General features: G+C 58.0%; 21 protein-coding genes and 2 pseudogenes. 17 read left to right on the forward strand and 6 right to left on the reverse strand.

The window, feature by feature from the left end; genetic code table 11:
- Positions 1–75 precede the first annotated feature (75 nt).
- The 8 genes from AX760_RS19785 to AX760_RS19820 all read left to right on the forward strand — a co-directional run bounded on the left by AX760_RS19785 (position 76) and on the right by AX760_RS19820 (position 9,729).
- Complete coding sequence (locus AX760_RS19785) at positions 76–2,346, forward strand: NosR/NirI family protein (protein ID WP_071834730.1); 2,271 nt, start codon at positions 76–78, stop codon at positions 2,344–2,346.
- A 24-nt stretch (positions 2,347–2,370) separates the two neighbouring features.
- A complete protein-coding gene (gene nosZ / locus AX760_RS19790) occupies positions 2,371–4,281 on the forward strand; it encodes a TAT-dependent nitrous-oxide reductase (protein ID WP_071834731.1) in 1,911 nt (636 codons plus the stop codon).
- Positions 4,281–5,669 (forward strand): nitrous oxide reductase family maturation protein NosD, encoded by a 1,389-nt coding sequence (locus tag AX760_RS19795; RefSeq protein WP_087149312.1) that lies wholly within the window; start codon positions 4,281–4,283, stop codon positions 5,667–5,669. The genes nosZ and AX760_RS19795 overlap by 1 nt, the downstream gene beginning before the upstream one ends.
- Positions 5,666–6,583 carry an ABC transporter ATP-binding protein gene (locus AX760_RS19800; protein ID WP_071834733.1) on the forward strand — a complete coding sequence of 306 codons (918 nt, stop codon included), beginning with the start codon at positions 5,666–5,668 and terminating at the stop codon, positions 6,581–6,583. Before AX760_RS19795 ends, AX760_RS19800 begins: the two co-directional genes overlap by 4 nt.
- On the forward strand, positions 6,580–7,407 hold the full coding sequence (locus tag AX760_RS19805) for an ABC transporter permease (protein ID WP_071834734.1): 828 nt from the start codon (positions 6,580–6,582) through the stop codon (positions 7,405–7,407). The genes AX760_RS19800 and AX760_RS19805 overlap by 4 nt, the downstream gene beginning before the upstream one ends.
- A complete protein-coding gene (locus AX760_RS19810) occupies positions 7,404–7,973 on the forward strand; it encodes a nitrous oxide reductase accessory protein NosL (RefSeq protein WP_071834735.1) in 570 nt (189 codons plus the stop codon). The genes AX760_RS19805 and AX760_RS19810 overlap by 4 nt, the downstream gene beginning before the upstream one ends.
- Positions 7,966–8,970 (forward strand): FAD:protein FMN transferase, encoded by a 1,005-nt coding sequence (locus AX760_RS19815; RefSeq protein ID WP_071834736.1) that lies wholly within the window; start codon positions 7,966–7,968, stop codon positions 8,968–8,970. Before AX760_RS19810 ends, AX760_RS19815 begins: the two co-directional genes overlap by 8 nt.
- A 216-nt stretch (positions 8,971–9,186) precedes the next feature.
- The gene (locus AX760_RS19820) at positions 9,187–9,729 is read left to right on the forward strand and encodes a DUF309 domain-containing protein (RefSeq protein ID WP_083531254.1); all 543 of its coding nucleotides are present in this window, start codon (positions 9,187–9,189) and stop codon (positions 9,727–9,729) included.
- A gap of 392 nt (positions 9,730–10,121) precedes the next feature.
- On the opposite strand, the gene AX760_RS19825 is transcribed toward AX760_RS19820, so the two are convergent.
- Both AX760_RS19825 and AX760_RS19830 read right to left on the reverse strand, forming a co-directional pair.
- On the reverse strand, positions 10,122–11,174 hold the full coding sequence (locus AX760_RS19825; protein WP_071834737.1) for a sensor histidine kinase: 1,053 nt from the start codon (positions 11,172–11,174) through the stop codon (positions 10,122–10,124).
- Positions 11,171–12,613 (reverse strand): DUF7125 family protein, encoded by a 1,443-nt coding sequence (locus tag AX760_RS19830; protein ID WP_071834738.1) that lies wholly within the window; start codon positions 12,611–12,613, stop codon positions 11,171–11,173. Before AX760_RS19830 ends, AX760_RS19825 begins: the two co-directional genes overlap by 4 nt.
- A 150-nt stretch (positions 12,614–12,763) precedes the next feature.
- On the opposite strand from AX760_RS19830, the pseudogene AX760_RS27790 reads away from it, so the two are divergent.
- From AX760_RS27790 to AX760_RS19845, 3 genes and pseudogenes are all read left to right on the forward strand, one after another.
- Positions 12,764–12,942, forward strand: a pseudogene (locus AX760_RS27790) (IS6 family transposase); the annotation flags it as partial.
- Between the two features lie 394 nt (positions 12,943–13,336).
- Positions 13,337–13,477, forward strand: a complete 141-nt coding sequence (locus tag AX760_RS28230; RefSeq protein ID WP_139276104.1) for a DUF1206 domain-containing protein — start codon at positions 13,337–13,339, stop codon at positions 13,475–13,477.
- A 178-nt stretch (positions 13,478–13,655) separates the two neighbouring features.
- Positions 13,656–15,833, forward strand: coding sequence for a putative bifunctional diguanylate cyclase/phosphodiesterase (locus AX760_RS19845; protein ID WP_071834739.1), 2,178 nt, complete (start codon positions 13,656–13,658; stop codon positions 15,831–15,833).
- A 194-nt stretch (positions 15,834–16,027) separates the two neighbouring features.
- On the opposite strand, the gene AX760_RS19850 is transcribed toward AX760_RS19845, so the two are convergent.
- Positions 16,028–19,360 carry a PAS domain S-box protein gene (locus AX760_RS19850; protein WP_083531255.1) on the reverse strand — a complete coding sequence of 1,111 codons (3,333 nt, stop codon included), beginning with the start codon at positions 19,358–19,360 and terminating at the stop codon, positions 16,028–16,030.
- 101 nt (positions 19,361–19,461) lie between these two features.
- On the opposite strand from AX760_RS19850, the pseudogene AX760_RS27800 reads away from it, so the two are divergent.
- Together AX760_RS27800 and AX760_RS19865 are read left to right on the forward strand one after the other, a co-directional pair.
- A pseudogene (locus AX760_RS27800) lies at positions 19,462–19,653 on the forward strand (LacI family transcriptional regulator); the annotation flags it as partial.
- Between the two features lie 291 nt (positions 19,654–19,944).
- The gene (locus AX760_RS19865; RefSeq protein ID WP_071834748.1) at positions 19,945–21,324 is read left to right on the forward strand and encodes an enoyl ACP reductase FabMG family protein; all 1,380 of its coding nucleotides are present in this window, start codon (positions 19,945–19,947) and stop codon (positions 21,322–21,324) included.
- Between the two features lie 29 nt (positions 21,325–21,353).
- Here the strand turns inward: AX760_RS19865 and AX760_RS19870 are convergent, their stop codons facing one another.
- The 3 genes from AX760_RS19870 to AX760_RS19880 all read right to left on the reverse strand — a co-directional run bounded on the left by AX760_RS19870 (position 21,354) and on the right by AX760_RS19880 (position 23,266).
- Positions 21,354–21,812 (reverse strand): MgtC/SapB family protein, encoded by a 459-nt coding sequence (locus AX760_RS19870; RefSeq protein WP_071834740.1) that lies wholly within the window; start codon positions 21,810–21,812, stop codon positions 21,354–21,356.
- Positions 21,813–22,063: 251 nt separating this feature from the next.
- Positions 22,064–22,414, reverse strand: a complete 351-nt coding sequence (locus AX760_RS19875) for a hypothetical protein (RefSeq protein WP_071834741.1) — start codon at positions 22,412–22,414, stop codon at positions 22,064–22,066.
- 612 nt (positions 22,415–23,026) lie between these two features.
- The gene (locus AX760_RS19880; RefSeq protein WP_071834742.1) at positions 23,027–23,266 is read right to left on the reverse strand and encodes a hypothetical protein; all 240 of its coding nucleotides are present in this window, start codon (positions 23,264–23,266) and stop codon (positions 23,027–23,029) included.
- A 657-nt stretch (positions 23,267–23,923) separates the two neighbouring features.
- Between AX760_RS19880 and AX760_RS19885 the strand changes: the two genes are divergently transcribed.
- From AX760_RS19885 to AX760_RS19900, 4 genes are all read left to right on the forward strand, one after another.
- The gene (locus AX760_RS19885) at positions 23,924–24,637 is read left to right on the forward strand and encodes a FadR/GntR family transcriptional regulator (protein WP_071834743.1); all 714 of its coding nucleotides are present in this window, start codon (positions 23,924–23,926) and stop codon (positions 24,635–24,637) included.
- Between the two features lie 62 nt (positions 24,638–24,699).
- A complete protein-coding gene (locus AX760_RS19890; RefSeq protein ID WP_071834744.1) occupies positions 24,700–25,674 on the forward strand; it encodes a sialic acid TRAP transporter substrate-binding protein SiaP in 975 nt (324 codons plus the stop codon).
- A 71-nt stretch (positions 25,675–25,745) separates the two neighbouring features.
- The gene (locus AX760_RS19895; protein ID WP_071834745.1) at positions 25,746–26,321 is read left to right on the forward strand and encodes a TRAP transporter small permease; all 576 of its coding nucleotides are present in this window, start codon (positions 25,746–25,748) and stop codon (positions 26,319–26,321) included.
- A 3-nt stretch (positions 26,322–26,324) separates the two neighbouring features.
- Positions 26,325–26,766, forward strand: a 442-nt coding sequence (locus AX760_RS19900; RefSeq protein WP_139276259.1) for a TRAP transporter large permease subunit, incomplete at its 3' end; no start/stop codon positions are given.

Consider the following 26,766-nt stretch of genomic DNA (forward strand, 5'->3'; position numbering starts at 1 on the left):
GAACAAAGAGATATCGAAGTTAGGCATGTACTTGTCCGGCAGATTGCACGAATGCGCCGAACAGACGGAACCCCAATGTCCCGGATCTCGATCTCCCATCGACCTTTTAGCCTCCTGCCCCTTCTGGCAGCGCTGCTGATCGCCTGGGCGATGCCCGTGCCCACCTTTGCGGCCGGAGAACTGCCCGCCTATCTGGAAAAAGTGCAGCCCGGAGATCTGTTCGAGCGCGCCGACCGTTTCGGCGAGCCGGCGGGCGAGCCGCCGATCGCGCCGGTCTACCGCGGTGCGGATCTGCTCGGCTATGCCTACCTCAACTCCGATGTTACCAGTTCGGTCGGCTATTCCGGCAAGCCCATCCACATCATGGTCGGCATTGATTCCGAAGGCGTGGTGCGCGGCTTCAAGCTGATCGACCACAAGGAGCCCATCGTCCTCATTGGTATTCCACAGGCCAAGGTGGTCGCCGCGCTCAATTCCATTCTCGACAAGAACATGGCACGCGTCGCCACTGGCGCCGAAAGGCCACCGCAGGTCGATATCGTTAGCGGCGCCACCGTGACCGTACTGGTCATGGGTGACAGCGTCATCCGCTCGGCCGTCAAGCTCATACGCGCCAACCGTCTGAAGGAGGCTGTCAGTGCACCGACAGCCACGGCTGCCGACGTCAAAACCGTCGATATGTCAAAGACCGATGTCGCCGACTGGCGGACCCTTATCGGCGATGGTTCGGTGCGCAGTCTGCGCATGACCGTCGGCGAGGTCTCGGACGGGTTCCGGCAAGCCAGCCATGCGGACGCTGCGGACAGGCCGGAGACGCCGCAGCCCGACGATCGTTTCATCGATCTCTACATTGCGCCCGTCAGCATTCCGGCGATCGGCAAAAGCCTGCTGGGCGAATCGGGTTATCAGCGACTGGCAAGCCGGCTTAAGCCGGGACAGTCGGCAGTACTCGTGGCCGGCGACGGCGCCTATTCGTTCAAGGGCTCCGGCTATGTGCGCGGCGGCATTTTCGACAGAATCGAGCTTTTGCAGGATGGTCAGGGGCTGCGGTTTCGCGATCGCAACCATACAAGGCTGCCCACATTGGCTGCAAAGGGTGCCCCGCGGCTTCGCGACATTGCCCTGTTCGTCATTCCCGAGGATTTCGGCTTTGATGTCACCGAGCCCTTTGAGCTGCAATTGCTGGTGCAGCGCAATATCAACACGCATGACAAGGCGGTCCTTCCCTACACGCTCGGCTACAATCTGCCTTCATCCTATGTGAGCGTCGAAAAGGCCGTGGCGGCCATTCCGGCAACGGACACGGCGTCCGCAGCACGACCGTCCACCGCGCTCGCGCCAATGGAAGACCAGGCGCTGTGGATCAGCATCTGGCAGATGAACCGGGTGTCGATCGCCATCACCGTCGCCGCCCTGCTCGTTCTCACCGCCATCTTCTTTTTCCAGGATTGGCTGGTCAAACGGCCGGTGATGTTCGGCTGGATCCGGCGTTCCTATCTGCTGTTCACCCTGATCTGGCTCGGCTGGTATGCCAACGCCCAGCTGTCGGTGGTCAACGTGCTGACCTTCGTCAACTCCCTGATCACCGGCTTCAACTGGGAATTCTTTCTGGCTGCACCGCTTGTCTTCATCCTGTGGGCCGCGGTCGCTGTAGGCCTGTTGTTTTGGGGGCGCGGCCCGTTCTGCGGCTGGCTATGCCCGTTCGGTGCCCTGCAGGAACTGACCAACAATGTCGCGCAATGGCTGAAAGTGCCCCAGATCCGCCTGCCCTGGGGTCTGCATGAGCGCCTCTGGCCGATCAAGTATGTCATCTTTCTTGGCCTGTTCGGCCTGTCTTTCTATTCGCTGGCGCTCGCCGAAATGTTTTCCGAGGTCGAGCCATTCAAGACCGCGATCGTGCTCAAATTCGCCCGCGAATGGCCCTTCGTACTGTTTGCGCTGACGCTGCTGTCGGCCGGGCTGTTCATCGAGCGCTTCTACTGCCGTTATCTCTGTCCCCTCGGCGCGGCGCTGGCCATTCCCGGCCGGATCCGCATGTTCGAGTGGCTGAAACGCTATCCGGAATGCGGAACGCCGTGCCAGCGCTGCGCCAAGGAATGTCCCGTGCAGTCGATCCATCCGGAGGGCCAGATCAACGTCAACGAGTGCATCTACTGCATGCACTGCCAGGAGCTCTACCACGACGACCACCGCTGTCCGCACATGATCCAGGTGCGTCTGAAGCGCGAGAAATTCATGGCGCTGTCCACCCCCGCATCCCGCGGAGAAGCACCGCCCAAAACCATCGTCACTCACAACGGTGTGCCCATCAAACCAGCCAGTACCACGGCCGGAAACCCGCTTTGACACGACCAACCAAGGAGAGAAACTATGTCTGAAGAAAATCAAGTACGCCTGAACAGGCGACAGATGCTCGGATCAACGGCTTTCGTGGCAGCAGCAGGTGCTGCCACCGTCGGCGGGGCGCTCAGCCTCAGCGGCGGCGCCGCGACGCCGGCGCTGGCAGCCGAGGGAGCCACATACGAGGTAAAGCCCGGCGAACTCGACGAATACTACACCTTTTTCTCCAGCGGCCAGAGCGGCGAAGTGAGGATTGTCGGCGTGCCGTCGATGCGCGAACTGATGCGCATCCCGGTCTTCAACCGCTGCAGTGCCACCGGCTGGGGCATGACCAATGAGAGCCGGAAGATCATGACCGAGGGGTTGCTACCGGAAACCATCGATTTCCTGGCCGACAAGGGTGGCGTCTACAACAATGGCGACCTGCATCACCCCCACCTGTCGTTTACTGAAGGGACCTATGACGGCCGCTATCTTTATGCCAACGACAAGGCCAATACCCGTGTCTGCCGCATCCGCCTCGACGTGATGAAATGCGACAAGATCACAGAACTGCCGAACCAGCACACCGTCCATGGCCTGCGCGTGCAGAAGTACCCGAGGACCGGATACGTATTCTGCAACGGCGAAGACGGCGTGCCGCTTCCCAATGATGGCAAGATCCTCGACGACCCGAAACAGTATCACGCGATCTTCACCGCACTTGATGGCGACACGATGAAAGTCGCCTGGCAGATCATGGTCGATGGAAATCTCGACAATGTCGACGCTGATTACCAGGGCAAGTATGCTTTCGCCACCTGCTACAATTCAGAGGAAGGCGTCAATCTTGCCGAGATGATGGCCAGCGAGCAGGATTGGATGGTGGTGTTCGATCTGAAGCGGATCGAGGAAGGCGTCAAGAAGGGCGACTTCAAGACCCTGGGCGGCGTGCCCGTGCTCGACGGCCGCAAGGGCTCGCCGTACACTCGCTACGTCCCCGTCTCCAACAGCCCGCATGGCTGCAACACCGCGCCCGACGGCATCCATGTGGTCGTCGCCGGCAAGCTGTCACCGACGGTCACCGTCTTCGACGTTCGCAAGTTCGACGACCTGTTCGCCGACAAGATCAAGCCGCGCGACACCGTCGTCGCCGAACCGGAACTGGGTCTGGGGCCGCTGCACACCGCCTACGACGGCCGCGGCAATGCTTACACCACCCTGTTTATCGACAGCCAGATCTGCAAGTGGAACATCGAGGACGCAAAGCGGGCCTTCACCGGCGAAAAGGTCGATCCGATCAAGCAGAAGCTCGATGTGCACTACCAGCCGGGCCACAACCACACCTCGATGGGCCAAACCAAGGAAGCCGATGGCAAGTGGCTGATCTCGCTGAACAAGTTCTCCAAGGACCGTTATCTCAACGTCGGTCCACTGAAACCGGAGAGTGACCAGCTGATCGACATTTCCGGGGACCAGATGGTGCTCGTCCACGACAACCCGACGTTTGCCGAACCGCATGACGCCACGATCGTGCATGCCTCGAAGATCAATCCGGTGAGCCTCTGGAACCGCGACGATCCGTTCTTTGCCGATGCGGTCGCCCAAGCAAAACTCGACAACATCGATCTGCTGGTGGATTCGGAAATCATCCGCGACGGCAACAAAGTGCGCGTCTACATGACGTCGGCAGCGCCTGCCTTCGGCCTTGACAGCTTCACTGTCAAGCAAGGCGACGAAGTTACGGTCTACGTCACCAATATCGACGAAGTCGAAGACCTGACGCACGGCTTTGCCATCGTCAATTATGGCATAAACATGGAAGTGGCACCCCAGGCGACCGCCTCGATCACCTTCACGGCCAGCAAGGCCGGCGTCTACTGGTACTATTGCTCGTGGTTCTGCCATGCAATGCACATGGAAATGAAGGGCCGCATGCTCGTCGAGCCGAAGGCTGCATGATGCACCTGCACCTGCGTTTCGCAGCAACAGCATTTGGAATGGCGGCCCTCTTGGCCGCCGTCCCTGCTATGACCTATGCGGCCGAACGTACCGTCACCGTAGCCGAGGCTCTATCACTGCAGACGATCCTCAACGCGGCTTCGCCAGGTGACATTATTATACTTGAGGCAGGGGAATACGCCGCGCCCATCACCGTAGACAAGGCCGTGACACTTGCCGGAAAGCCGGGCGCATCGGTCATCGGCAACGGCAAGGGCAGCGTCATCACAATCACCGCGCCCGGTGCCGCTGTGCGCGGTCTCATCATTGCCGGCTCAGGCAGGGACCTGGCAACCCTGGACTCCGGCGTGCTCGCGCAAAAGACCGCGACCAACGCTCGGATTGAAGACAATGTCATCGCCGGCAATCTGTTCGGCATCTATTTGCACGGGGCGGTCAATTCTCTGGCGCGCGCCAACCGCATTACCGGCCTGTCCGAGGGACGCCGGAGTTCGGCTGGCAACGGTGTCACGGTGTGGAACGCGCCGGGCGCCAGGGTGCTCGACAACGACATTCGCTCCGGCCGCGATGGCATCGCCACCATGGCCAGCAAGCGCAATGTGTTTCGCGGCAACAGCTTCCGCGACCTGCGCTTCGGCATCCACTACATGTACACCAACGACAGCGAGATCGCCGACAACATCTCGATCGGCAATTCGGTCGGCTATGCAGTCATGTTTTCAAATCGCCTGAAGATCACCGGGAACCGTTCCGAGGGCGACCGCGATCATGGTCTATTGTTGAACTCCGCCAATGGTTCGACCATTACCGACAATACCGTGGTCGGCAGCTTGCAGCCCGTCGATCGCTGGCTGACCGCCGGAGCCCAATCCGCCGATCTCGGGGTTCCCAAGAGCATCGACGCAGCATCGAAAGTTGGCGATGTCGGCGGCCTGCGCCTCGGCCCTGAAAAATGTGTCTTCATCTACAATGCCAACAAGAACAAGTTTTCCGGTAACCGCTTCGAGGGTTGTGCAACCGGCATCCATTTCACAGCCGGATCCGAAGGCAATGCCATGAGCGGCAACGCCTTTGTCAACAACCGCAACCAGGTCAAATATGTCGGCACGCGCTACATGGACTGGTCGAAGGACGGCCGCGGCAATTATTGGAGCGACAACCCGGCCTTCGATCTGAACGGTGACGGCATCGGCGACAGCCCCTACCGCCCGAATGATCTGATCGACCGGGTGCTGTGGACCTCGCCACAGGCCAAGGTGCTGACCAGCAGCCCGGCGGTCCAGGTCATTCGCTGGGCGCAGTCCCAATTTCCAGCCCTTCTGCCGGGTGGCGTGGTCGACAGCTATCCGCTGATGGCGCCACTTAGCTATAAGGATAAAAGACCATGACAGCGACCGTCAGCATCACCGACGCCGGCAAATGCTATGGCAAGGTCGAGGCCGTAAAACACGTGTCCTTCACCCTGAACGAGGGCGAAACCGTCGCGCTCGTCGGCCATAACGGCGCCGGCAAGACGACGTTGATCAAGCTCATGCTCGGACTGATCCGCCCGGGCCGGGGGAGCGTCCGCGTGCTCGGCGAGGACCCGGCGACCGGCGATTTCGCCGTGCGCCAGCGGCTCGGCTACCTGCCGGAAAGCGTTTCCTTCCACATGGCGCTGACCGGGCGCGAGACGCTCGCCTTCTACGCCCGCCTGAAGCGGGTGGACATTGGGGAAGGCAATGCGCTGTTCGAACGGGTCGGCTTGGCCAATGAAGCGGTGGACCGGCCGGTACGCACCTATTCAAAAGGCATGCGCCAGCGGCTGGGGCTGGCACAGGCGCTGCTTGGCCAGCCGCGCATACTACTGCTCGATGAGCCGACAAGCGGCCTCGATCCGGCCCTTCGGCGCCAGTTCTATGACCTGATCACCGACCTGCGCTCGACGGGCACGACCATTCTTCTCTCCTCGCATGCCTTGACCGAGCTTGAGGACCGCGCCGACCGCGTCATCATCGTCAATGGCGGCCTGAAGGCAGCGGACGGGACGCTTGAGGATCTGCGTCGCCTTGCCCGCCTGCCGACCCGTATCGGGGTCACCCTGGCGGATGGCAAGAACGCGGCAGACTTGGGGGCCAGCGACGCCACCTGGAGAACGACCGGTGACCGGACCCTCGAAGCCGCGGTTCAGCCGGAAAACAAGATCGCCCTCCTGCACCAGGTGACCGCCCATCCGGCCGTCATTACCGGTCTGCACGTCATGGAGCCGTCGCTCGATGACGTGTATGCACATTTCCTGGCTGGACAGGTGAAAACACCATGAAGAACATCCTGATCATCGCCGCCAAGGAAATCCAGGAAGGAATGCGCAACCGCTGGGTACTGGCGACCACGTTGCTTCTGGCCGCTCTCGCATTGACCCTGTCGTTTCTCGGCAGCGCGCCGACCGGCAATGTCGGCGTCGACCCGCTCGATATCGTCGTCGTCAGCCTCTCAAGCCTCACCATCTTCCTCGTACCGCTGATCGCGCTTGTGCTCTCCCACGACGCCATTGTCGGCGAGATGGAGCGCGGCACCATGCTTTTACTGTTGAGCTATCCGATTGGCCGTCGTCAGGTGATATTTGGCAAGTTCCTCGGCCATCTGGCCATCCTGTCGTTCGCCACCCTGTTCGGCTACGGCGCAGCGGCATTGGCGCTGGCTATCACCGGAACGGCGATCAGCAGCGACAGCCTTTTGGCCTTTGCCGCTATGATCGGCTCCTCTGTGCTTCTCGGTGCTGTCTTCATCGCCATCGGCTACCTGATCAGCACGCTTGCCGCGGAGCGCAGCACCGCCGGAGGCATTGCCATCGGCATCTGGCTGTTTTTCGTACTGATCTACGATATGGCCCTGCTCGGCGGTCTGGTCGTAGCGCAGGGAAAACCCCTGCCTTCCGGATTGCTTGACCTGCTGCTGGTCGTCAATCCAACCGATGCCTACCGCCTGCTCAACCTGGGATCGGGTAATGCCAGCGCCCTCTCCGGCATGGGCGGCCTTGCTGGTCAAACCGCGCTCAGCCCGCTGATCCTGTTATTAGCACTTTTGGTCTGGATCATCGCGCCGCTCACGCTCGCCACCACGCTATTTTCGAGGAGAGAATTATGATCCGTGTCGGATTGACGGCCCTTCTGCTCGCCGCTTTGCTGGTGACGGGCTGTGAAGACAAGCAGCAGGCAAGCATGCCGGCGCCCTACCCGCTGACTGCAGACGCAATGGGACGATACTGCGGCATGGACGTGCTGGAACATGCCGGCCCCAAGGGCCAGGTCATCCTCGAGCAGATCCCCGAGCCGATCTGGTTTTCCTCCGCACGCGACACGATCGCCTTCACAATGCTGCCGGAAGAGCCCAAGGCCATTGCTGCGATCTACGTTTCGGACATGGGCAAGGCACCAAGCTGGGAAAAACCCGGACCTGAAAACTTCATCGATGCCCGCACCGCCTTCTATGTCATTGGCAGCTCTCTGCGCGGCGGCATGGGGGTGCAGGAGGCCGTGCCGTTTTTAATCAAGGACGACGCCGACACCTTCGCAGCAAAAAACGGCGGGAACGTTGTTGGCTTCGACGACATGCCTCAAGACTACATTCTCGGGAGCGACACCGAACCATCGGCCAAAGGCTCGCAGCAAGTACCGCTTGATCCGAATGTGAAGGGACACGAACATGGCTGAGGCAATCCGTCGCCGCCGGGCAATTTGCATTCTTGCTGCCGCTGCCGGGCTGCCCCTCATAGGTTTTGCCAGTGCGGCAAGGGCAACGACGCAGCCTGTGGTCTGGACCGGGCAGGCGCTCGGCGCATCCACCACGATGATCCTGAATAGTGAGGACCAGAACCAGGCAACGCAACTCATCCAACAGGTGGTAGCGGAGGTGTCACGGCTTGAGGATGTGTTCAGCCTCTACCGCAGCCACTCAGCACTGAGCGAACTGAACCGCAGTAGCGTGCTCGTCGCCCCGCCAACGGACCTGGTATCACTTCTGCAAACGAGCAGGACCTTGTTCGAGGCGAGCGGCGGTCTGTTCGATCCGACAATACAACCGCTTTTTGCGCTCTATGCCCGGCATTTTTCCGCACTGGCGGCCGACCCGAGCGGGCCGACTGAGCACGCCCTGCAGACCACTCTGGAACAGGTCGGTTTCGACGGCGTGCTGTTCAACCGTGATCGCATCGCCTTTACCCGACCGGACATGGCGCTCACCCTGAACGGCATCGCACAGGGCTACATCACCGACAGAATCGTTGAGCTGCTGCGAAACGCTGGCATCACCAGTAGCTTGGTAAACATGGGCGAGAACCGCGCCATCGGTTCAAAACCCGATGGCAGCGGCTGGCGGGTCGGGCTGACACCAAGCGACACTTCGACCTCTCCGCAACGCGTCCTGACAATCATCGACCGCGCGATTGCGACCTCTAGCGCCGCCGGCTTTCATTTCGACGAGAGAGGCCGCTTTGGCCATATCCTGCATCCGCGCTATGGAGCCCTACCGGAACGATTTGCCCGCGTGACAGTTGTGGCGAGCGACGCAGCGACCGCAGATGGTCTTTCGACCGCATTTAGCTTGATGACCGAGGACGAAATCAACGGTCATGTCAGGCTGAGGCCGGACATCGCCGTCGATCTTGTCGCACAGGGTGGAGGCTCCAGACGCTTTGGCGAGATTCTATAACAGAGGTTCAAATGGCCGGTGGACGGGTCGACGGGCGTCCGATCGAGCATCGGCAACACCTGTGCAGGGCATAACTAACGCATCCGTGCCAGAGGATCGGTTGAAGCCGTGTCATCGCCATGGTCGCGACAGCTGCTGCGTTGAATTGCGGACGGTTCATCCGACGGGCCACATCCGGTCCTATAGCTTGACCTTCCTTTGCGGGAAAATAGGGCAATGAACCGCCGTCGCTTGTTGCCCCAGAGACGTTTTCCCGACTACGCCTATTTGCCAGGCCGGTTGCCACATCCTGTCCGACACCCTGCTGGCCACAGCTATCAGCTTCACGTTGTGCGCCCGACTGCAGACCTCGATTCCGAGGAGTTCACATGGGGATGCGAGCTGTTCAACCATGGCTATTACTGGGAAGCACACGAGGCTTGGGAGGGGATTTGGCAGGTTGCGGACAGAGGCAGTCAATTGCGGTCATTGCTGAAAGCATTGATCCTTCTTTCCGCCGCAGGGGTGAAAATCCGTGAAGGCAAGCGAACGCCGGCAATGCGACATGCGGGACGGGCTGCGGGTCTGCTTCGCGGGCTTTCGGCGTCTCCAAGGGAGCACTTTTTTCTCGCACTCGCAGTGGAACCGTCCGTCATAGCCGATGTCGCCGAAGCGACGGCAGTTGCACCGCCAACTTTGCGTGTGAGCGAACGGGGAAAACCCGAGCCTGTTTTTTGTTTCATACTTGGAGATCATCAAGGCGTACAATCTGCAACATAAGTTACCCTAGTTTGCTCAAACTCCCGGCAATTGCCGATGCGTATGGCATGACCAACGCCCGCTCGATCCGATGGGCGGCTGGACGCCGCGGTAAACATCTATTTGCGCAGCCCAACGGAACTTCACGACCTTGCATAGCTCCATGTTGCCCCCCTTGTTGCTGGACACTTATACGCTGGTCGACGATCACATGGAGCTTCGCCTCGATCGTCCGTGAAGTTATCGTGACGATCGACGACAGGGTCTTTTGCCGACAAGCGGCAATGGATTGAGTTGCAGCGCTCTAATGGATTGTAACACCGGTCAAGCGAGCTGAATTCATGCGCAGAGGATTCTATTATCTTTCAACGCGTTGCGGAAATTCACGGACCCATCTCCGGTTACCGAAAAGGTCATAAATTTTCTTTTTGCTTTGCAATTCGTGCCACGGGACCGCTGACGCTGCACCGGAATCCGGTCGGAGCAAAAACGATCTCCGGAGCCTTGCCAAACAGGGATCCCAAAGCGGACCGCACATATCGGGTCCCATATCCCTGCCGCGTCGGTTCGCGAACTGCGGGTCCCCCGACTTCGGTCCAGTTCAAAGAAAAGTCGGAACCGGCGTCTTTTGCAATTGTCCATACGATCTCTACATGCCCATCCGGAAAGGAGAGCGCGCCATATTTTATCGCATTAGTGATGAGCTCATGCAGGCACAGCGCTATCGTCGTTCCGGCGTCCCGGCTGACAACAAGATCCGACCCAGTGACATTGATACGGCTGACGCCATCGCTGTTGTACGGAGAAACCGTTAGGTCAACGACGGCTGAAAGCCACACCTCCTCACCACCGGCCTCAAACACAGCGGTGTGCACATTGGAAAGCGCCTGCAGCCGACCAGTAAAGTCGCTGGCCAAATCCTGGACAGTGGTCGCTCCGCGCCTGGTCATATGGAAAATCGACGTGACGCTGGCCAGAATGTTCTTCACCCGGTGATTGAGCTCCAAACGCAGTTCTCTTTCGCGTTCGATGGAATCGCGAACCTGACGCTGGCGGAGCCGCACCAACAGATTTGACTGAACGCCGTTCACTAGCTCCAGCGGCGCTATGGGCCGCGTGTGGAAAAGAAGACGTGAGCCAGGCCAAGATGTCTGCAACTGGTTTCGAATACGTGCAATCGGCGCCGTGCGCTCCAAAAGGACGATGATCGGCACTTCCGACCAGTCGGGCTGCTCAGCAAGATGCACCTCAATTCGTGCAACAACCTCCGGATTGAGTGCCTCATGGGTGATGACGATGATGCCGGGAGACAGGGCGAGATTCTCCACCAAGTCGTCGTCTGCCTTCGCAGCCTCAACCTGGATCTTCTGTTCCCGAAGAAATGCAGCGATATAATCGGCGTCCTTGCGAAAGGGAGCAAGGACGAGCACCCAGTCCAGCTCGCTTTCGGTTGGAACTAAGTTCATTTCGGATCTGGAAGGGGATTATAGGCGACGACGCTGACGCTCCCACTTTCGATCAGCAGTTCACGGACATTGAGATCATGCGGACCGTGCCGCTTCTTGACGACGGTGATGCTGCGACGCAGGCGCCCCTCATGCTCCATGATGCGCAATAGCAGCACGGTATCGCCGAGAAAGCTGACGTCGACATCAATCCCGACATTCTGGCCGATCAAGCCGTGTTGAGCGACGATCAGCATGGTCAGGACGCCGGAGCGGGCAAGATACTTCAGCAGCGACTGGATGTCGCGGACCGCCTTCTCGCGGTGCGGCAGAGAGTTCAAATATCCCGTCAGGCTGTCAATCACGACGACCCGGGACTTGTTCTGCGTCACGGCATCTTGGACAATCTGACCGAATTCCCCGGGCGAGATTTCGTTGGGATTGAAATCGCGCAGGATCAGCTTGCCGTCCTTGTGAAACTGCCTCAGTTCCATGCCCAGGCCTTCAGAACGCCGGAAGAACGTTTCCAGCCGCTCTTCGAACAGGAACAGCGCTACACTTTCACCGCGCTCAAGCGCGGCTGTGGCGTAGAGGGAGGACATCGTCGATTTGCCAGTACCGGACTGGCCGATGACAAGTGTCGTAGTGCCTGCCTCCTGCCCGCCGCCGAACATCTCGTCGAGCTCGGCGACACCGGATTTGATCAGTTGCGGCTTTGGATTCTCCGGTGCCGTACTTGCCATGATTCGGGGAAACACGACGACGCCTTCGCCTTCACGGATTGCCATGTCGTGATACCCGTCGGCGATTGGGACGCCACGCATCTTGGAGACCTCGATACGACGGCGCACACCGCCATATTCCTCGAGCGACTTGTCAAACCGAATGACGCCGTGGGCCAGGCCCTCGACCTCCTCGCCGCTGCGGTCGTAACCGGGCGTTTGGGTATCCAGAAGCAGCGCCACCACGTTTCTTTTCGCAAGGAAAGACTTGAAACCGATCAGTTCGCGGCGAAACCGTGGACTATCGCCCGTGATCAGCCGGATCTCGAGAAGAGAGTCGTAGACGAGGCGGCGGGGCTTGTGTTCCTCAATCGCGGCTTCGATCGCTTTTCTGGTTTCGTCCAGTCGCAGATCCGCCGTCAGGAAAATGCTCTGATCGTCCGCTTCATGGACGGCACCCGACGTCGACAGCTCTTCGACACGGATCCCATCGAGCGTCCAGCCGTGCGATACGGCGATAGCCTCAAGCTCCGCAGCGGTCTGCGAAAGCGTGACGTAGATGCAGCTTTCGCCAGCCTCAACACCGGCGCGCAGAAACTGCAGCGCGGCTGTCGTTTTGCCAGATCCCGGAGCGCCTTGCAGCATATACAGGTTCGATGCCGGCAAGCCGCCGCGCAGGATCTCGTTGAGTCCTGTGATCCCGGTACTGACAACAGCTGGCTTTTTCTGTTTGGGCATGTTGGTCTTCCACTACAATGCTTGGCGCAATTTGAAAATCGATGGCGCGCATCGTCCGGGGAAGAGCCGCTTTGCTGTTGTATTTGTCTTTCTCCAAACTTGGCACTGTAAAGTTAACATGCCCGCGATTTAAATGTGCGATCTTGCGTCGTGATCCAAAGCGCTCGTGATCCCCTTTATCGCCGCCATCTGTTTCAGGCTGAAGTGATTGCCGACGCTGTCTGTCTTTACCTTCGTTTCCACTCAGCCTGCGCATGATCGAAGGTTTGCTTGCGGCCCGTGGAATCGCCGTCTGGCATCAGCCCGTACCTCTCCGGAATGAGAAATTCGTGGGCCCTTTGCCAATGACACTGGCGCCTGCGCGGGCAAGCATATTCGGTTCGATCTGCAGCGGCGCATTGCGCTAGGACACGCTGGATTGCTTGACGGGCGACGGATAACCACGCACTGGCAAAATCCGGATCTTCCGGCGGCCATGTTTCCTTCAGCGCAGGTCGAGCGGACGATCTAGGTCCGCGACAACCGCTTCGCCAGATATGCGGCCGTGACCGCCGGGATTGAACTGGCTTGCGCTGGTCGGCGAGCGTCACGGAAGTGGCGTAGTCCTAAAGGTCGCCAAACGCCTTGTCGTGGTTGCCCAATGTCAACGCGGGCAGTTTCAGATTAGCCCTTATTTGGCGTCTCCGAGCGATCCGGCCTCACCGGTCGCAAGCGTTCAACAACATGTTACATCCTGAGCAGTCAGGTGGATTATCTGACGCTATGGCCTGGGTGCGTCAGTTGCCGTTCGGCGCTTTATTTTATGGAGCAACTGGAACTGCTCTACTGGCATTTGGTCCCTACGGGTTTGTCAAAGCCGCATAGACGCGTGTCAATCCGCCGCCGATCACAGCGGCGCGCCATGCAGTCGGGCTTTAATACTGAATTATGAGACCTGTTGTAAATTCGAATCTGCAGCGCGTGAGCGGGCATGAGGCCATCCTGCAGGTGGCGAATAAATCGTTTGAACATGTAAGAATATGCGTCTCTTGAAAGTGCCCTCATGCCCCAAATGTCATTCACAGCAGTGCGCCGCCAGCAGTTTTCCGCTGCTCTGATTGCGCTCGTTTTCATACTCGTCACCGCTCTCCTGGCAGCGCTCATCACACGATCGATCCAGACGATAACCACCACAGCGAATGCAATTGACGACGCGCGCGCAACAGCCGCGGCCGACGGTGCGCTGCATTCGCTGCGCAAACAACTCGGTGCGACAATCCGGGATAATGCATACTGGGACGACGCCTACCAGCAGATCAGAAAGCCTGACACCAAAGTCGCCTGGATCATCGAAAACTGGGCCTCGACGACAGCCGATTACCCTTTGTACGATACTGCCATTGTGGTCGATGCCGAAAACAAGGTCGTCGTGGCTTACCGCGACGGCGAGGATATGGGTTCCGACCTGCCAGTCTTTTTCGGAAGCACGATAAACGAATTGCTGCTCGCGGCGCGGTTGACGTCAATAACCGACGCGATCCCGGTCCACTTTATTCGCACGGCACGCGGTACCGCTCTCATCGGAGCTGCGACAATCCAACCAAGTGTTATCGACGACACTGTAGATCAACGCGGGTTCCACATTCTGGTGTTCGCAAAACACCTCACGCCAGAGGTCATATCGGAGGTATCGGGTACGTTCGCGATTAAGGGCCTTTCGCTCGACAGCGCTCCTCACACCGGCAAACTCTCAGTTGTCCTCACGGACGTCTCGCGCCGCAACGTAGCCTATTTCAATTGGCCGTCCGAACAGCCTGGGACGAAGAGTTATCTGGCCGTCAAGGGTTTGTTGCACTCAGCTGCTCTCATCCTTGTCATGTTTCTATGTGCCCTTGGTGCGGTCGGATTTTTTACAGTATCCAGACTGCGGATCAGCGAAAGCAAAGCCACATTCAAGGCGGAGCACGACGCGCTCACCGGACTACTCAACAGGTCCGGACTAATCGAGAGAATGAAACAAGCGTCGTCCAACGCTCGCGGGGAATTCGCAGTCATGCGCCTGCACTTCATCGATCTGGACGGCTTTAAGGGCGTTAATGATGCATGGGGACACGCGGTCGGGGACGAACTGATTGTCTGTGTCGCTGATCGTCTTTCTGAAACCCTTCCGCAAAACGCGCTCATCGCCCGCCTTGGCGGCGATGAATTCGCTGTCGTGACCGTCGGTACAGCAACGCCGGCGCCCGCCTCTTCGATCGGAGCGCAAATCCAGATCGCCCTGCAGCGTGTTTTCGTACTCGGTGATCGCACGATTGAAATCGGAGGAAGCGTCGGGGTGGCGTTCACTGAAGCTTCTGCCGTCGATGTCGGTGAACTCATCCGTCGTGCCGACATCGCGCTTTATCGCGCCAAAGACCTGGGGCGCGGCATTACAGTAGAGTTCGAGGACGCGTTCGATGTCGACACGAAGGTGCAGGATCGTCTGGAGCATCTGCTTCGTCAAACGTTGGCGGGCAATGGTATCGACGTAGCCTATCAGCCGCTCGTTGAGGCCGGATCCGGAGCTATATGCGGCGTTGAGGCACTGGCGCGGTGGCAAGCACCCGATGGCACATGTTACGGACCCGACATGTTCATTCCTCTGGCGGAGAAGTCTGGCCTGATCGACCTGCTCGGAATGCAGGTTCTGAGGAAATCGGTGGCGGCAGCTCGACACTGGCAGGGGATCTCATTGTCCATCAATGTATCTCCGTTACAGCTTAAGAACCCGGCCTTCGTGCAGAACGTCCTCGATACGATCACAGATGCCGGCTTCGACGCCCATCGGCTTTGCGTAGAAGTAACCGAGGGCGTTCTGATCTCCGATCCAGAACAGGCGCAGCGTGCCATCTCAGGGCTCAAACAAGCCGGCGTCAAAATCTCCCTGGATGACTTCGGTTCTGGCTATGCGAGCATCGGTACGCTTCGCCAGTTCGGTTTCGATCGTATGAAGATTGATCGATCGCTCATCCTCGCTTTGGACAACGATACCAACGGCGGTGCCGTGCTGAACGCGACAATCGCTTTGGCAAACGCCTTGAACATTCCAGTGACTGCAGAAGGTATAGAAACAGAGGAGCAGGCGACGCTCGTCAGACTGTCCGGCTGTGATGAACTTCAGGGTTACTTGTTCAGCAAACCCGTGACCGCTGCGCAGCTTAGTGCGTTTTACTTTGATCGAAACTCCACGAAGACCGCTTGAGCGCTGGCCCTAAACCGTGAGAGCGGCGGGGGAAAAGTCGACCAAGGGTGGAAAAGTCGAGCTGCAGGCCGAGGAAAAGCCTGTTAGATTCCGATCGCCACGATCGCATCAGCGGCGTGCCTCCAGTTTTGGCGCCCAAGCGAATAACTTGCAATTTGATCCGAAGAATCCACGATAGACAATGGTCGAACACATCAATCTCCAAGGACACGTTTGATATCGGAATCACTGTAGGGCTTCGTTAGCCAGGTAAAACCTTCTCCAATGGCCTCGAGCGTTTCTCCGGTCGGACCAGCATATCCTGACGCGATGATAATACGAATTGCCGGCCAGCGAGCCTGCACCTGCGAGACCAACGAAATTCCCGAAATCCCCGGCAATCCGACATCCGTGAACAAGACATCAACCGGGGCTACCTCAAGGAGTTGCAATGCCTCCTGCGCGGTAGAAGCCTCAAGAACGGTGTGTCCAAGATCAGATAGAATATCGACAGTAGACATCCGAACAAGAACTTCGTCTTCGACCAGGAGAATGTTCAGCGCCAGCGGCTTTGTCTTGATTGCGATACGATCTTCCGAAGGCGGCTCCGCTGTTTTTCCGTTTATAGCAAGGCACTTGCGGAGTCGAAAGGCCAAGTCTTCCCGTGTGTAAGGCTTGCTGAGGAGCTCGACGCCCTCGTCCAGCCGGCCGCCGTGCACGATCGCATTTTCAGTGTAGCCGGAGGTGAACAATACAGCCAGATCCGGGATGCGTTCCTTCGCGCGTCGTGCCATATCACGGCTCTGGACTGGCCCAGGCATCACCACGTCTGTGAAGAGCAAGTCGATGGGCACACCGCTTTCGACGATTGCCAGGCCGCTTGCTCCGTCTTTTGCCCGCAGTATGCGGTAACCCAATTCCGACAGAAGCTCTATGACGGTGGCACGGACATCATCATCGTCCTCCACGACGAGTATAGTCTCCGACCCTCCGCGGATTGGACCATCGTCATAGGCTGCTTGCAGCGGCTCTTGCTGCTTGGTTCGAGGCAGATAGATTCGGAACGTGGTGCCTTCACCGACCTCGCTATAGACTTTGATGTGACCATTTGACTGCTTTGTCAGTCCATACACCATGCTGAGCCCCAGTCCAGTTCCCTGGCCGACGGGCTTGGTTGTGAAGAAGGGTTCGAAAATCTTGTCGACGATATCGCTCGGTATGCCGGGTCCAGTGTCTGTCACAGCAATCATGACATATTGCCCTGTTTCCACATCCGGATGCTGACGCGTGTAACGGTCATCCAAAGAGGCGTTCCCGGTCTCGATCGTGAGTTTTCCCCGTCCATTCATTGCGTCTCTGGCGTTGATCGCAAGGTTCAGGATCGCGTTTTCTACCTGGGTCGTATCGACAAAGGTGTTCCACAACCCTCCAGACACGATGGTCTCCACCTCAATGCTTTCGCCCAGAGCCCGCCGAAGCAAATCGTCCATGCCACGCACCAGGCTGCCCAAGTTAACGACAGTGGGTACCAACGGCTGCTTGCGGCCGAACGCCAGCAACTGGGACGCAAGACGACCACCTCTGGCCACGCCAGCGATCGCATTTTGTACCCGTTGCTCGGCACGGATGTTGCCTGCAACATCCCGCGTTAGAAGCTGCAGGTTGCCGCTTATGACCTGAAGTAAATTATTGAAGTCATGGGCGATTCCGCCGGTCAGCTTTCCGATGGATTCAAGTTTCTGCGCCTGATGGAGTTGCTGCTCAATACTTTCTCGCTCTGCGATCACCTCATCGACGCGCCTTTGCAGCGCAACGTTGAAATCCGCTAATGCCTCTCGGGCCTCGATATCTGCGGCGATATTGCGGGCTTCAATGACTGTCCCGATCGGCTTTCCGCATTCATCATGGATGGGGCTCGCAGTGTAGGCCACGGGATAAAAGCGACCTTCCTTGTGGATGAAGGTCTCTTCCCCTTTGACCTGGAAATCCTCCGGGAATGCACGATCAATTGCACATTCATGCAAAGGAAATGGCCGTCCGTCCGGATAGGTGTGGTGGACCACGTCGTGAAGCGGCAGACCGCGTGTCTCTTCGAACTTATAGCCCGTGAGCTCCTCCGCGGCGGCGTTCATGTAAACACACTCCTGTCGATCATCCATCAGGAAAACCGCCATCGTCGTATTGTTCAAAACCGTATCAAGCCGTTGCGACGCCTGCTGCAGCCCCCTCAACGCAGCATCGCGCTCGGTCGTGTCCTCGATTGCTGCGAAGAACACAGGTCGGTCTTCATCCTGTAGCAGCTGCAGCGCCACTGAAACATTGTAGTCGGTACCGTCCTTGCGCCGGTGAACGGTAGCAAAATGTTGCACCGGCATGTGGCCCGAGCGAAGCGGCTCAATAATTGTCGAAAACGCGTCGGTCGTGATCGTGGGCTTGATGTCGAGGGGAGTGAGCTCCCGCAGCTCCTCCATGGAAAAACCGAGGTTTTCCCTGGCACCGCGATTGACGAGGATGAACTTCAGCGTCACAGCGTCAAACAGGTAGGTTTCGCTTGCCGCGTCCTCGACGATGCGGCCAAGTCTCTCGTTGGTTGAGGCTGTTGCCAAGCGCTGCAGTTCGGCAGAGGCACGGCCCGCAAACAATTCGAGTGTTTCCTCGGGCTGAAGTGCGACATCTATGGGCCCATCATTGAGAATGGCGAGAAGACCGAGAGCCATGCCGTTCTCGCCGCGCAAGGGAACGCCGAGATAGCTGTCCGCTCCCATTTCAGGGAGCAGCATATCTTCAGGGAACAGGCCAGCCACGTTCTCGGGATAGAAGCACATTCTCTCGCCGAGAACGTTTGCAGAGGGGGTATCCTTCAGGTCGTACTCAAAATAGTCTTGTCGGCGACCGTTGCCCCATGAGGACAGCGCGCGTGCTCGTCCGGAGTTTGCCGGATCAAGATCGCACAGTAAAACCCACCGCACGTTCAAGGCCTCAGCCAAGGCTTCAACGACAGCATCCAGAAACTGACGCCCCACCAGTCGCGAGCACTCGATCAACTTTTGCCGTGCAGCTTCAGTCCGTTTGCGTTGTGTTATATCGCGCGCGATTTTGGAGGCACCGATGACCGCCCCGGTCTTGTCTTTTATGGGCGAGACCGTCAGCGAGATCTCGAGTGCAGTGCCGTCTTTCCGGATCCGACGTGTTTCAAAATGCCTGACGATTTCGCCACCGACGATCTTGCTGAGGATTTCGTCCTCTTCCGCGTGACGATGTTTTTCGATGATGCGCGTAATGGATTGGCCGAGCATCTCGTCCGGCTTGTAGCCAAAAAGGTTGAATGCCCCTTTGTTCCAGCTGGTTACAATCCCGTCGAGGGATATACTTATGATTGCATCTTCACAATGCTCCACGATTGCTGCAAAACGGCGGTTTTCGAATTTGTTTGAAGCATCCGACTTATCAATCATCCCAATGTGCCCTCCCTGATCGCGACCATCCCCTTGATACATAGGCAACGCGGAACAAAAAGCAGGGAAGAGGTCAAGCTTTTGTCCATACATGCCACTTTTTCAATCAAAAATAGCTGACTTTCCATTTTGACGTGTATTTGCAACAAAGAATGCGGGGGGCGCTAAAGTAGCACGTGACAGTCGGCGATCGTGCCCAAGCCGACAAACTTGCAGCCGAGTCACTCCTGAAACGGCGGTGACGGCCTGATCCTTTCGACCGCACGCCATGATGATGATTTTCCGGACGAGCATGTGACCGAGGCATACCATTCACGCTGGCTTTGCGGACCGACGGACCCAGCCTTTCCTCGGTTGGCGATGACAGGCTGGGTGGGTATCTGTCTCGCGGACGTTCGACCAATCGCCAACAGGAGAATTCTGTCGCCTATCAGGATCAATGCAGCTGCCTCGCTGACTTCTCCATATCATTTACCAGCAGGTCGCCCAAGCACGCATGTCATCAGAACGCAATTGCAGTCTGGCGTCCCTGAACATGGGTAGCAGAGGCGGTGGCGCTTCACGTTTCGACATAATCCGTCACGGTAAATGATTTTCCATCCGGACAGACTTTGCTCAAGTAGTCGTCAGCAACAGTCGGCGCTTTGCCGCAAGACCCCTAATGCAAAGAAATGAACATGGAAAACCCGATCGCGTTAGAGGGCATCAACGAAAATACGGTGTTTCGTAAGGACGACATATTCGTTCTGTTCGGCGAATTGTTCGGACGCGGCTACGCGACCGGCCTGCTCGACCAGGCGCGAAAAGCAGGCATGCGGATTGTTGGAATCACGGTTGGAAGGCGTGACGAAAACAATGCCTTGCGGCCTCTGACCGACGAAGAAGTTGCGGAAGCAGAATCCCGTTTGGGTGGAACGATCATCAACGTTCCCTTGATGGCTGGCTTCGATCTCGACGCGTCTGCGCAGGGGGCCACGCCTACAGACCTCCTTTCGAAACTGACTCTCGATAGCTGGGAACGTGAAAAGCTCGACTGGGAGTATATCGAAAAGTGCAAGGCCGTCTCCAATGCGAGGTTTACTGCTTCGCTGTCGCAGGTGATGGCAATTCTCGATGGTATGATTGGTGACGGCCGGAATGTCTTCTTCGCCCATACGATGGCTGGTGGCATCCCCAAAGCGAAGGTCCTGTTGGTTGTCGCAAACAGAATCTACAAGGGAACGGGGCACCGCCATATGTCGTCGGAGGCGCTTCTCCAAAGCGACATGGGCAAGCTGATCCTGCAGAATTTCGACGAAGTTTCAGCAAACACGTTTCGCCATCTCATCGACTTCAGCACAGCGATCCGCGAGCGCGTCGAAGCGGCGGGCGGTCAAGTGCGATACACGGCGTACGGTTACCACGGAACCGGAATCCTGATCGGCGACGAATACCGTTGGCAGACTTACACGAACTACACCCAAGGCTACGCCAAGATGCGGCTTGAGGGCATCGCACAAGAGGCGTGGGCAATGGGCGTGAAGGCCACCGTTTACAACTGCCCCGAAATCAGGACCAACTCGTCTGACGTTTTTACCGGGATCGAACTGCCTCTCATTCCCCTTCTTCTGGCGCTGAAGAAGGAGAACGGCGGCCGTTGGGCAAACGACCAGTGGCAGGCGTGCGAAAATCTTCTGGCCGACGGGTTCACTTTAGATGATGTGATCGAAAAGATCGCCGATCTTCAATCAAGCGAAGCCATGATCCCGTTTTACGATTTCTCCGCATGGCCGATGCCCAACAGTCAGACGCAAGCCGACCTGACGATCGGGACTTCAAACGAAATCACGGCAATGCACCGCGACAGCAAGGTCATGATCAGCGACCTTCTCAGTGCTCTGGTGGTAAAGGCAACAGGGCAGCTGATTTTTGGCGCATCCTCGTCGCCCCGCGGCCCGGTACGGTGGTTAAACCACGATCTGGTCGCCAGGCGCCTCAACGTTTCCCATGAGGAACCAGAGACTTTTGCAACGCCGCATCCTTGCGCTCAAACATCCTCTCAACTCGAAGCGGCCTAAGCATACTTGTTTCCGGGAATACGCCCTGATCAGTCAGGCGCGTTTCCGGGCGCGTCCTGCTTAAAGTTGGTGTTCAGTCTCAACGTCAGAAACGTCATGACCGAAAGCACGACAGCGACATCATAGGCTCCGAGACCAACTGATGTGCCGATCGCGCCCGTAGCCCAGAGACTGGCCGCTGTTGCAGTTCCTCGAACGCTGGCTTTTACAACCAGAATGGCACCTCCCCCTATGAACCCCATGCCCGTGATCAACCCTTCGACGATGCGAGCCGTCGCTTCCGGGCTTCCGTTGGTGAGGGTCTCGGTCGCCTGAATGAAACCGCAGCTGGCGATGGCAACGAGCGGAAACGTTCGGAGCCCGGCGCTCCGTTCTCCTTTTTCGCGGTCCCATCCGATGGGAAGTGCCAGCAGATAGGCCACGACCAGGGCACCGACGTGAGGAACAATATCGAATTGAACTCCTATGGCGGCGAGGTGCTCGATCATCTTTGTCTCCGGATTGCGTGTCGATGCGATTGACTAGGCGGGGCGGGGTGCGATCAGGTGCTTGTCCTATTGTGGAGAATATCGCACCGAACCGGACCGCGCTCCCTGAGTTTCAGCAGCCGGTCGCCGAAGTTCATCGGCTGGGCGGCTGCCAGCCGCCGCGGCGGGTCAACTGCTTCGTCATATTTGATCTGCATCGGCAAATTGAACGCGCGCGTGCGCCCTAGCAGTTGATCAAGCGCGATCCGACATTAACGCCATTGGTCAATACGGTCGCGAATGGAAGGATAGACACCTGTCACCGAAACTTGAGATCGCCGATAGACCATTGCGACCAGAGCCCAGGCTCCCAGCGACACGATGGTAGCAGTGATAAGTGGATGAGCCTCGACGGCAGCCGAAGCGCTTTTACCAGCATCCGCAAGTCGCAGTTTTAACGCCGCGATTTCTTCTTTCAGAGCAGCGATCTGGTCACCAACGGACTGGGTTCCGTCGCCAACCGCTGTTGTGTTTTCATGGATTGTCTCGTCGCCAAGTACAGCGGTATCACGAGTGACTATACCCAGAGGGATCGGTTCACCCAATTTAGGGGCATCGGCCATAGCGGTTCTCCTTCGATTGCGATTGCTTCAAGTAACTCGCCTACGAGAATATTGTTCAATCGCCCCACGATTCACGGGCTAAAGAACCATGAGGTGGCAGGCACATCGTCGGTCATTGCCGCGGAAATCCAGACATCATTTTGGGTCCTTCGCGATAAAATCGCCACCCCGGACGGACGGCTTTTCCTTAACCCTCCGCGTCATTCCTCTAAACTATCTTCGGTTCGCGCCCGTCGTCGCGTTCCTGCAGAAAGACATCAAACGTCTCCTCCATAGCTGCAGCGCTGCCCATAGCTACCGTGCAACTTATTCCTTGGTGCCGATGGCGCGCAACGCGTGCTCCAGCATCAAGCGATACGATTGACCTGAGCCCCTGAACTTCCTCCAGATTTTGGGGATCAGAGCAGACCGCGACCGCCCCCCAAAGTGCCATGCACCACCCCTTACCTGCCCGCTCAACGACGCTCGTCCTCTCACGACCTTAAATCGAAACTATGCGCACGCCTTCTGGGTACACGCAGATGTCTTCGCAAGTGGGGCAGCAGGGACCATCAACAGCCATATACCTCGACGCACACGACTGGCTGGGCTATCGGCGCCGCCCTGCAGAGCTTACTTCCATTGCGTCGCGTCGCTGGCGGCGCAGCCGTACGGTGGCAAGGAACTGGAAAAGGTGGTTTTGAGTTTGGCACAGCCCCAGTTGTTGATCGGACCGGGCATGTTGCTGTTGAACGTGATACCGATTTCATCGTAGGGGCTATCGGTGTTGCTGACATAGCGGTACCAGCGGAAACCGGTAAGAACGACGACCGCAAGAACGATCGTCAGCAGCAGGCGAACGAGTGTTTTCATTTTTTTTCCTTTCAATGCACGTTGCCGCTTAGCACTCACTTGTCGAAGCTGAAAGCTCCGCCGGCAACGCCAAGGCGACTTTTTTGAGAACTAAACAACCCACTGCGGGGCGAGGCGACGTAGTAAGGCGTGCCGATCGAAAATCCGGTCCCGGCGCGCCAGTTACGACATGGATTCCATCCCGCTCAAGATCAATCCAGTAAGAAGCAGCGTGGGCAGGCTCTGAGCCAACGTTGCCAATCCAAACCAACGGCGGCGCCTGCCCAGCCCGAATAGATGCCTTTGCAGATGCTGGAGACCAGATTTCCAACCGCGAGGACAAGGACTGAAAGGACGGCACAAGCAGCAAGTGCGAGTTTTCTCATGCGCTCGACGTTCCCGGGAGTGAGGGATAAAATCACGAACCGGCGTAGGTATTGGCAAGCCAGTGATCGTCGTAAAGTCAGCGTTTACTCAGGCCGGGACTGCTATCTGCACTCGGCTCACCAGAGAACTATTCGATCTTCAGTTACACCTGCGTGTTGCTGGTGATGGGAGGTTTTCAGGGCCATGTGACAAATGCGGTTGACATCCCAAAGCAATGAGCTTTAATGCAATAATTGGTAAGACCACTTTACCAATGACGCGTGTGAGGACGCGCGGTAGGGGAGGATAGCGATGTTTGTGGCCTTGGAGCCGCGCCGTCTCTACAGACAGGTGGCGGACCAGATACGCGCGCTGATCGATGCCGGCGAGCTGGTGCCCGGCGGACGACTGCCCGCTGAGCGCGATCTTGCCGAGCGGTTCCGCGTATCGCGTCCAACAGTACGCGAGGCTCTGATCGCTCTCGAAGTCCAAGGTCTTATCCAGATCCGCATGGGCTCAGGCGTTTACATTGCTCAAAAGTCGCCCCCCCGAGCCATGGCTCAATCAACCCATGATGTTGAGGGGCCTTTCGAGATTCTTCAAGCGCGCTGCATCGTTGAAAGCGCTATCGCCGAGGAGGCGGCCCGCAGCCCCTCGCCTGAAGGCATTGCCCTGCTTGATGAAATGCTGGTGCGAATGGAGCAGTCCGTCGAAAAGCCCGAGCGCGCCATCGCAGCCGACCTGGCCTTTCATACTGCCATAGTCGAAATGGTCGGCAATGCTCCCCTTCGCCATGTCATCAGCCTTTTAAGCGACCGGCGGACGTCGCCCTATTTCGAGAAGCTGGCAAGTTATTTCGAAGGCCCCCACACCTGGCAAAGGGCGGTTGAAGAGCACAAGGCGATCCGTGACGCGATTGCGGCTGGCGATCCGTCTTCCGCGCGCGAAGCCATGCGTCGGCATCTGACGCTGGCGCAAAAGAGATTCTCAGAAAGCTTCGAGGAGGAGCTGGCGAGAGTGGACTGATCCTGTTGCGCATGGCGCGAAGGGTCGGGAAATGAAATCTGATATCAATTCGGGAGGAAAGAATGACATTCAGATTAAAGACCGTATTGGGCGCAACCGCGCTCGTCCTGGTATCGACCCTGGCTGCTCAGGCAGAAACCGTGCTGAAATGGGCGCATGTGTATGAAACATCGGAGCCCTTCCATACCGAATCGGTCTGGGCTGCCGAGGAAATCGCCAAGCGAACCGAAGGTCGCTACAAGGTCGAAGTCTATCCGGCCTCGCAGCTCGGCAAGGAAGCCGACATCAATCAGGGCCTGAAGCTCGGCACCGTCGATATCATCATTTCCGGATCGAGCTTCGCTGCGCGAGACTTCAAGCCGATCGGGGTGACGTACTTCCCCTACATCTTCCGCGACCCGGGCCATCTGCTCGCCTATACAAAGAGCGATATCTTCAAGCGCCTGTCCAAGGGCTATGAAGACGCCACCGGCAACCGGATCACCGCCGTCACCTACTACGGGACGCGCCACACGACCTCCAACAAGCCGATCGCGAAATGCGCCGACATGGCCGGCTTGAAAATCCGCGTCCCGGACGTACCTGCTTATCTCGCCATGCCTCGCGCCTGCGGTGCGAACACCACGCCGATTGCGTTTGCGGAGGTCTATCTGGCGCTTCAGAACGGGACCGTCGAAGCGCAGGAGAACCCGCTTACGACGATCGAAGCCAAGAAGTTCTACGAGGTTCAGAAGAACATCATCCTGACTGGCCACATCGTCGATCACCTGAATACGCTTGTCTCCAAAACCCTCTGGGGTAACCTTTCGGATCAGGACAAGGTCATCTTCACCGAGGTCATGCAGGAGGCAGCCTCGCGTGCCACCAAGATCATCGACGACCGTGAAAATGGCCTCGTCGACGATTTCAAGAAGCGTGGCATCAATGTCGTCGAGGTCGACAAGGCCGACTTCGAGAAGACCGTGCTTGAAAAGGTGACCTTTGAGGAATTCGGCTACGAAAAGGCCGATTGGGAAGCGATCCGTGCGGTGCAGTAATCGCGCGTTGCCCGGCGCCGCTTCGGCGCCGGGCTTCACCTTCGTGAATTCCGCTCGCTGGAGCTTTTCAAATGACGGACCAACAACACCCACCGATCAGCGTGGACGAGATGGCGCACGCTTTCGAGGAGGAGGCAGGCCCGGCCGATCTGTCGCGCTATGCGATAGAAGACTGGCTGACACTCGCAATCTTCTGGGGCATGGCGCTCTGCGTCTTTCTGCAATTCTTCACGCGTTATGCTTTGAACAATAGCCTGGCCTGGACGGAAGAAATCGCCGCCAACTGCCTGGTGGTCATTGTCTTTCTCGGTTCGGTGATGTGCGTGCGCATGGCCCGCCATATCCAAGTCGATTTACTCTATCGTCTGATGTCGAAGCGCGCTGCCCGCCTTCTGCAGGGCGTCGTGGACCTCATCGTGGTCGGGTTCTTTGCCTACATCACATGGCTGATGTGGCGCTATGTGGCGATCGTCGGAAGCGAACGCATGGTGACGGTCGACCTGCCCCGCGGCATCGTCTTCTACACGGTCCTCGCCGCCTTCGCCTTGATGTTCCTGCGCGCGCTGCAGAATTTCATCAAGGACATGATCAATACGAAAACGGTTCGTGAGCAGGCTGAAGAAGCCGACGTTCCGCAAGGAGTTTGAACAGTGCTGCTTCTCATCGGTGCATTTCTGCTTCTCATGATCATCGGCACGCCAGTCGCGGTGGCCATGGCCGTCGCGTCTCTGTCCTATCTGCTGATCTACGGTGTCGCGCCTGATATCATCGCTGCCCAGCGCATGATTGCCGGCGTCGAGAGCTTTCCGCTGATCGCCGTGCCCTTCTTCATCCTGGCCGGTAACCTCATGAACATCGCCGGCGTCACCGGCCGCATCTACCATTTCGCCCTGTCGCTGGTCGGCTGGATGAAAGGTGGCCTTGCGCAGGTGAACATCATTGGCTCCGTCGTCTTCTCGGGCATGTCCGGCACGGCGCTTGCGGATGCCGCCGGCATCGGCACGATCGAGATCAAGGCGATGAAGGATCATGGCTATCCGGTCGAAGCGGCCGTCGGCGTGACCGCCGCATCGGCCACGCTCGGCCCCATCT

Source organism: Pararhizobium antarcticum, from assembly GCF_001885585.1.
GTDB classification, from domain to species: Bacteria; Pseudomonadota; Alphaproteobacteria; order Rhizobiales; family Rhizobiaceae; genus Pararhizobium; species Pararhizobium antarcticum.